Annotated in this window: 7 protein-coding genes and 3 pseudogenes; 5 read left to right on the plus strand and 5 right to left on the minus strand. The window is 42.8% G+C overall.

Going from position 1 to position 7,782, the window contains the following annotated elements; translation table 11 throughout:
* Positions 1 to 5: 5 nt before the first annotated feature.
* Positions 6 to 626, minus strand: coding sequence for a LysM domain-containing protein (locus tag HT732_RS02645; RefSeq protein WP_173253413.1), 621 nt, complete (start codon positions 624 to 626; stop codon positions 6 to 8).
* Positions 627 to 866: 240 nt separating this feature from the next.
* On the opposite strand from HT732_RS02645, the gene sdaAB reads away from it, so the two are divergent.
* From sdaAB to HT732_RS02665, 4 genes and pseudogenes are all read left to right on the plus strand, one after another.
* Entirely contained in the window at positions 867 to 1,538 is a 672-nt protein-coding gene (gene sdaAB / locus HT732_RS02650) for an L-serine ammonia-lyase, iron-sulfur-dependent subunit beta (protein ID WP_020899976.1), read from the plus strand.
* A gap of 8 nt (positions 1,539 to 1,546) precedes the next feature.
* On the plus strand, positions 1,547 to 2,419 hold the full coding sequence (sdaAA, locus tag HT732_RS02655) for an L-serine ammonia-lyase, iron-sulfur-dependent, subunit alpha (RefSeq protein WP_173253848.1): 873 nt from the start codon (positions 1,547 to 1,549) through the stop codon (positions 2,417 to 2,419).
* Between the two features lie 21 nt (positions 2,420 to 2,440).
* Positions 2,441 to 3,077 (plus strand): annotated as a pseudogene (locus HT732_RS02660) (HAD hydrolase-like protein).
* A gap of 49 nt (positions 3,078 to 3,126) precedes the next feature.
* Positions 3,127 to 3,408, plus strand: a complete 282-nt coding sequence (locus tag HT732_RS02665) for a hypothetical protein (RefSeq protein WP_173253849.1) — start codon at positions 3,127 to 3,129, stop codon at positions 3,406 to 3,408.
* 24 nt (positions 3,409 to 3,432) lie between these two features.
* Here the strand turns inward: HT732_RS02665 and HT732_RS02670 are convergent, their stop codons facing one another.
* The 3 genes and pseudogenes from HT732_RS02670 to HT732_RS10530 all read right to left on the minus strand — a co-directional run.
* Entirely contained in the window at positions 3,433 to 5,283 is a 1,851-nt protein-coding gene (locus HT732_RS02670; RefSeq protein WP_173253850.1) for a nucleoside-diphosphate sugar epimerase/dehydratase, read from the minus strand.
* 85 nt (positions 5,284 to 5,368) lie between these two features.
* Entirely contained in the window at positions 5,369 to 6,169 is an 801-nt protein-coding gene (locus HT732_RS02675; RefSeq protein WP_191994439.1) for a glycosyltransferase, read from the minus strand.
* Positions 6,149 to 6,296, minus strand: a pseudogene (locus HT732_RS10530) (glycosyltransferase family 2 protein); the annotation flags it as partial. The pseudogene HT732_RS10530 and the gene HT732_RS02675, both read right to left, overlap by 21 nt.
* Before the next feature lie 57 nt (positions 6,297 to 6,353).
* On the opposite strand from HT732_RS10530, the gene HT732_RS02680 reads away from it, so the two are divergent.
* Complete coding sequence (locus HT732_RS02680; protein WP_173253852.1) at positions 6,354 to 7,520, plus strand: MFS transporter; 1,167 nt, start codon at positions 6,354 to 6,356, stop codon at positions 7,518 to 7,520.
* Between the two features lie 82 nt (positions 7,521 to 7,602).
* On the opposite strand, the pseudogene HT732_RS02685 reads toward HT732_RS02680, so the two are convergent.
* Positions 7,603 to 7,782 (minus strand): annotated as a pseudogene (locus HT732_RS02685) (IS30 family transposase); the annotation flags it as partial.

Below are 7,782 nucleotides of genomic sequence, written 5' to 3' on the forward strand. Positions count from 1 at the left end.
AGTTCTTAATACCAGCCGTTATTAAGCCAGAAGTTTTTAGCGGCTGTCCATGAACCGTAACGTCCTGCAACATAGGCATCTGCTACACGTTCTTGGTTTTCAGCTGAGTAGTCACCGTTCAAGTATGAATCTGTCAATTGGTAACGTCCGATATAACGTCCGTTTGTAGCTGTGTAGCTACCGCCTGATTCTTTTTGTGCAATCCATTCTTTAGCTTCTGCTTCAGATCCGCTGACAGTTGAAGCAACAGTTTCTTCTGCTACTGTTTCGCTTACTGCTGGAGTTTCTTCCTCTACCTCTGTAGTTTCTGCCACTGTAGCTGAAACAGCTTCATCTTGGGCTGCTGGAGCTTCATAAGTCGTTGAAGCTGGGGCTACTGGCGCTGCTGGACCGTCGATAACCAACTCTTGACCAACATAAATCAAATGAACGTTGTCGATGTGGTTGTTTTCTGCCAATTTCTCAACTGTTGTGTTGTGAGTTTCAGCGATTTCTGAAAGTGTATCCCCTTCTTTAACAGTGTAAGTTGATGATTCTTGAGCAGATACAAATGATGGAGCAAATACTGCAAACAAGGCAGCTACTCCTGCAAGAGTTGTTTTAATCTTTTTAGTTGTTGATTTCATATTTGAAAATTCTCCTTCTTTCTATAGTTCTATCATACCCTTTAAATATTACCGTTTCTTGACACTTTTATGTAGAAATATTACAAAATTATTTTTTATTTCCCTAAATAAGGTGTTTTTTGTCATAAAAGATACTATTTTTATGCTATTTGTAGTGTAAAAAGGTTTTCATCCACAATTAAAGCCAAGCCCCTCATTCTTTGATATAATAGAGATAAGAATTTTTATAAGGGGAAACTGATGAAATCACTTCGTTTTCAATCTGTCTTTGATATCATCGGACCAGTTATGATTGGCCCATCTAGTAGCCATACCGCTGGAGCTGTTCGTATTGGGAAGATTGTCTCTTCCATTTTTGATGATACTCCGACAGAAGTCGAATTCCAACTATTTAACTCATTTGCCAAGACCTATCGTGGTCACGGGACAGACCTAGCCCTTGTTGCAGGTATTTTAGGCATGGATACAGATGATCCTGAAATCCCAAACAGCCTGGAAATTGCCCACAAGCGCGGCATCAAGATTGTCTGGACCATTCAGAAAGACAGCAATGCCCCTCACCCAAACACCACTAAAATTACCGTCAAAAATACTCACAAAACCATCAGCGTGACTGGTATTTCTATCGGTGGCGGGAATATTCAGGTAACCGAACTCAATGGCTTTGCCGTCTCTCTCAATATGAATACACCGACTATCATCATTGTTCATCAAGATATTCCAGGCATGATTGCCCTCGTAACAGAGGCCCTTTCACGCTATGGTATCAATATCGCCCAGATGAATGTTACTCGTGAAAAAGCTGGTGAAAAAGCCATTATGATTATCGAAGTCGACAGTCGCAACTGCGATGAGGCTATCGAAGAAATTCGAAAAATCCCTCATCTCCACAATGTCAATTTCTTTAAATAGGAGGAAGCATGTTTTATTCTATCAAAGAATTGGTCGAGCAAGCAGAACTGGACTTTCAAGGAAATGTCGCAGAACTCATGATTACAACAGAGTTTGAATTGACCGGTCGCGAACGTGAAGAAGTCTTCCTTCTCATGGAACGCAATCTGGAAGTCATGAAAGCCTCTGTCCAACTTGGCCTCAATGAAAATAAATCTCGTAGTGGCCTGACAGGTGGAGATGCTGCCAAATTGGATCACTACATCAAAAACGGAAAAACTCTATCAGATTACACGATTCTCTCTGCTGTCAGAAATGCCATCGCAGTCAATGAACACAATGCTAAAATGGGCTTGGTCTGCGCTACTCCGACCGCAGGAAGTGCTGGCTGTCTGCCCTCAGTTCTAACAGCTGCTATTGAAAAATTAGACCTCAGCCACGAGCAACAATTGGATTTCCTCTTTGCTGCCGGCGCCTTTGGACTAGTCATCGCAAATAATGCCTCTATCTCAGGTGCTGAAGGTGGTTGTCAGGCCGAGGTTGGTTCGGCCTCTGCTATGAGTGCTGCAGCCTTAACTCTAGCTGCCGGTGGAACACCTTATCAGGCCAGTCAGGCCATTGCCTTTGTCATTAAAAATATGCTGGGCCTTATCTGTGACCCTGTTGCCGGCTTGGTCGAAGTTCCCTGCGTCAAGCGCAATGCCATGGGAGCCAGCTTTGCCTTCATCGCAGCAGACATGGCCCTGGCAGGTATCGAATCTAAAATTCCTGTGGATGAAGTTATCGATGCCATGTACCAAGTTGGAGCAAGCATGCCAACTGCCTTTCGTGAAACAGCTGAAGGTGGTCTCGCTGCCACCCCTACTGGTCGTCGCCTCCAAAAAGAAATTTTCGGAGAATAAGCTTATCAAATAGGAGAAACTATGACCTCTATCACAGCGATTTTTTTTGATCTGGATGGAACCCTCGTTGACAGTTCTATCGGGATTCACAATGCCTTTACCCATACCTTTAAGGAGCTAGGCGTGCCTAGCCCTGATGCCAAAACGATTCGTGGTTTTATGGGACCACCTCTCGAAAATAGTTTTGCGACCTGCCTTCCCAAAGACCAAATTTCTGAGGCTGTGCAGATATACCGTTCTTACTACAAAGCAAAAGGCATCCATGAAGCTCAACTCTTTCCTCAGATTGTAGACTTGCTTGAGAAGTTATCGAGCAATTACCCTCTTTATATCACCACTACAAAGAATACATACTCCAACCGCTCAAGACATGACTAAAAACTTGGGAATCTATCATTTCTTTGATGGCATTTATGGTTCCAGCCCTGAAGCACCCCATAAGGCAGATGTCATTCGCCAAGCCTTGCAGACACATCAACTAGCACCGGAACAAGCCATCATCATCGGAGATACCAAGTTTGATATGCTTGGAGCTCAAGAAACAGGCGTTCAGAAATTGGCCGTCACTTGGGGATTTGGAGAACAAGCAGACCTACTAAACTATCAGCCTGATTTTATCGCTCACAAACCCTTAGAAGTTTTGGAATATTTTCAATAACATAGACTGGGCGACAACTCTATTTCAGAAGAAAATGAAGTAATACTCAATGAAAATCAAAGAGCAAACTAGGAGACTAGCCGCAGGCTGCTCAAAACACTGTTTTAAGGTTGTAGATGGAACTGACGAAGTCAGCTCAAAACACTGTTTTGAGGTTGTAGATGGAACTGACGAAGTCAGCTCAAAACACTGTTTTGAGGTTGTGGATAGAACTGACGAAGTCAGTAACCATATCTACGGCAAGGCGACGTTAACGTGGTTTGAAGAGATTTTCGAAGAGTATAAGTTTCTACATAACAAAACGCATATTACCAAGGTTCTTCTGTACTGACCTGATAATATGCGTTTTTCTTTTTTATTCAACGTGGGTTGTTTGATTAGCAAAAGCGATAATAGCTTGCTTCAATTCATCTCCACTGAGAGTTCGGAATTCTTCAATTTTTTGATTGATGGATTCTAAAGGCATGACATTAACCTTACCAACGAAAATCTTATCCATAACCTGGTTATCAACCAGTTCAGTTGACACCAAGAGTTCTTCGTAAAGTTTTTCGCCTGGGCGGATTCCAACTTCAACAATTGGAATTTCGCTTTCGGTGTGTCCACTTAGAAGGACCATTTTCTTGGCCAAGTCATAGATTTTGACTGGTTTGCCCATATCAAGGATAAAGACTTCTCCATCCTTGGCATAAGCACCAGCATGGATAACCAGACGGCTAGCTTCTGGAATGGTCATAAAGTAACGGGTCATGCGGAAGTCTGTCACCGTTACAGGCCCACCTTCAGCAATCTGACGTTCAAAGACTGGAATGACACTACCACGGCTACCAAGAACATTTCCAAAACGAACCGCACAGTAGGTTGATTGGCTACGTTGGTTAAAGCCAGTGACAATCAACTCAGCCACGCGCTTAGTTGCTCCCATAACATTTGGTGGATTAACCGCCTTATCTGTCGAAATCATAACCATCTTAGGTACTTTGGCTTCATCAACAGCCTTAGCAACATTGTAGGTTCCACGAATATTGTTTTTGAAGGCTTCTTTTGGATTGCGCTCCATCATAGGAACGTGCTTGTGGGCAGCCGCATGATAAACAATAGCTGGCTTGTACTGCTCAAAGACTTGCAAGAGACGGTCATAGTCTTGAATATCGGCAATCACTGGTACATAATCAATCCCTTGGAATTTGCGAATCAATTCATGATAAACAAGGTAGATGGAATTTTCCCCATGACCGAGCAAGACGATACGTTCAGGATTGAAACGGCTAACTTGGCGACAGATCTCAGAACCGATTGAACCACCAGCCCCTGTGACTAAGATGGTCTTACCTGTCAGTTCTGCGCCCAGACGCGATTCGTCAAGACGAATTTCCTGACGGCCTAAAAGGTCCGTAATATCAATTTTTTGGAAGCCAGTAGCTGCTTGGTGAAGACCTTGAACAACAGTTTCAACCTTAGGCATCTTGTAACATTTGACACCCAGCTTATTACACATCTGCAAGATACGTTCATATTCTGACGGATCCAGCGACGGAATCGCAACGATAACACGCTCGATTTGATGGCGTTTAGCTAATTCAGGCAGATTTTCATAAGAGCCCAAAACAGGAATACCACCAAGTTTTTGACCCTTTTTCTTAGAATCCTTATCCAAGATACCGACCAGTTCTAATTCACTAGTTGGATGTTGGTAACTATCCATAAAGAGAGCCCCACCATCACCGGCACCAATCAAGAAGGTCCGACGGTGTTCCCCATCACCACTGCCTTTTTTGCGTCTGGAGTAGATTAACTGCCAAGTAATCCGTGGCAATAAAATCAAGAAGGTACTCAACAAGATAAAGAGAATGATGAAACGGATGGAGAAGAGTGGCAAGAAGGCATAGCAGATACTATATGACAAGACGCTGCTGGCAGTCACACCAAAAAAGATTTTCATAAAGTCCGTAATCTTGCTGTAACGACTAATACTAGCGTTCAACCCCCAAAATCCAATCATCAATTGATAGAACAGGAAGGCCAAACTCGTATAGATAATGTAGTCAACAGGTGCTGGATTAATCAGCCCATAAAATAAAATATAAGATACAATGATGGAAACCACCATACTCAAAATATCAAATATTCCCCAGAAAACCTGCTTTTGTTGTTTATTTAAAATTTCCACCAGATCAATCACATAATCTGTGAGTTTTTTATTCATAGAAATTTACTCCTCCTTAAAAGAGCCGAATAGTTACATTGTTATTATAACACTTTTTCTCCAGTTTACGATTTGCTACAATCTTTTACTTGCTTTTTCGTAACAGTTTCATAAAAATAAACTGTCTGACAAATCCTGGACAAAGGGCAACAACCATCTGAATGGCAACACTCTTGGCATACTCCAGGTAAGAAATTTGCCCTCTCTTCAGCATGCGCTGACGAGCCTGACGATAGAGTTTGAGATAACGTAGTCCCCCACGACGCTCAAACATCCCTGCTCCGACACGAACCTGACACAAGATTTGATCCAGATTTCCAGTCTTAGCTCCTGCAGCAATCATATTGAGCCAGAGGAGGTCATCCTCCATATAAAGGCCATCCTCATAGTTGCCTGCCTTGAGAACCATGTCCTTCTTGAACATGACAGTCATGTGGTTAAAGGCACTTCTCATCCTTTGATAAACCACAATATCTGTATGTTGAGTCGGAACACGACGGTAAGAAACAATCTCATCAGGATTGTCAATAAACTCTGCAATATGGCCACCTAATAGGTCGAGGTTGTCCTTCTCCATTAGCTGAACCTGTTTCTCAAAACGGTCTGGAACAGCTATATCATCCGTATCCATACGGGCAATAATATCATACTGACACTGTAAAACACCCTGTCGAAGAGCCAGACCCAAACCTTGATTCTGCTCAAGAGGATAGCGTTTCACTGGAATATCAGATTCAGCTTCCACCTGGTCTAATACCTGATAGAGCTCAGGTGTCAAAGGCCCATCCTCAACCAGAACCAACTCGCTCGGTTTCAGGGTCTGATTTTGAACACTCTCAATAGCATCCTTTAAAAATGTCGGATTTTCCTTGATATAGACCGACATCAATACGCTGATTTTTTGCTTTTCAGACACAGTTTTTCTCCAATGTATAGATTTCCTTCCACTATTTTATCATAATTTTCAAGACTTTCCCATTTTTATCTTGAAAGCCAGAAACCTTACTTGACATTATAGTGAAAAAGCCTTAAAATAAGCTGTTATTAAAATCAGCTAGAAGAGGTATTATATGAAAAAGCAATCACTTTTTTTTGTTCCAGGTATTATCCTGATTGGTGTTTCCTTGCGGACTCCTTTTACTGTTTTACCCATTATTTTGGGAGATATTTCGCAAGGTCTGGGGGTAGAAGTTAGTTCACTTGGTGTCTTGACCAGCCTGCCTCTCCTCATGTTCACCCTCTTCTCGCTATTTTCTACCCGACTAGCTCAGAAAATTGGCTTGGAGCATCTCTTTACCTACAGCCTCTTCTTCTTGACCATTGGCTCACTTATTCGACTAATCAATCTGCCCCTGCTCTATCTAGGAACCTTGATGGTTGGGGCAAGCATCGCAGTCATCAATGTGCTGCTTCCTAGTCTTATCCAAGCCAATCAACCAAAGAAGATTGGTTTTCTGACCACCTTATATGTAACGTCTATGGGGGTTGCGACGGCTCTGGCTTCCTATCTAGCTGTGCCCATTACACAAGCCAGTTCTTGGAAAGGGCTTATCATCCTCCTCACCCTGCTCTGCCTAGCAACTTTTTTGGTCTGGCTGCCTAATCACCGCTATAATCACAGACTGGCTCCACAAACCAAACAAAAAAGCCAGACAAAGGTCATGCATAATAAACAGGTCTGGGCAGTTATTATCTTTGCAGGTTTTCAATCCTTGCTCTTTTACACCGCTATGACCTGGCTACCTACCATGGCTATCCACGCAGGCCTATCCAGTCACGAAGCTGGCTTGCTGACTTCTATCTTCTCTCTGATTAGCATTCCTTTTTCAATGACCATCCCAAGCCTGACAACCAGCTTGTCAACTCGTAACCGTCAGCTCATGCTCACTCTGGTCTCACTAGCTGGTGTGGTCGGCATTTCCATGCTCTTTTTCCCAGTCGGTAATTTCTTTTACTGGCTTGCCATCCATCTCCTCATCGGAACCGCAACAAGCGCCCTCTTCCCTTATCTCATGGTCAACTTTTCACTCAAGACAAGCGCCCCTGAAAAGACTGCCCAATTGTCTGGTTTATCTCAAACAGGAGGCTATATCCTAGCAGCCTTTGGGCCGACTCTCTTTGGTTACAGTTTTGACCTCTTCCACTCTTGGGTGCCAGCTGTAGCTGCCCTCTTGCTCGTCGATATTCTGATGACTGTGGCTCTCTTTACAGTGGACAGAGCTGATAAAATCCTCTAAACTTCTAGTTTTTCCTAGAATTGATGAGAGATCCCGCGGTTTTCATTTTATTAAAAGTAAGATGCCAAATTTCAAGTTCAAGTTAGCCATGAAGAATAAATTCTCTAGGTGACTTGTAGTTCAAGCATTTTTTAGGATAGTTATTAATCCAATTTTCGATGAATGCGACTTCTTTGGGAGTCGTTTTCTTAGTTCTCTTAGGTAACCATCTACGAATGAGCCTGTTGTGATTCTCATTAGTTTCCCTTTCCCAAGAGGCATA

It is taken from the genome of Streptococcus sp. 5346, from assembly GCF_013277455.1.
Classification (GTDB): Bacteria; Bacillota; Bacilli; order Lactobacillales; family Streptococcaceae; genus Streptococcus.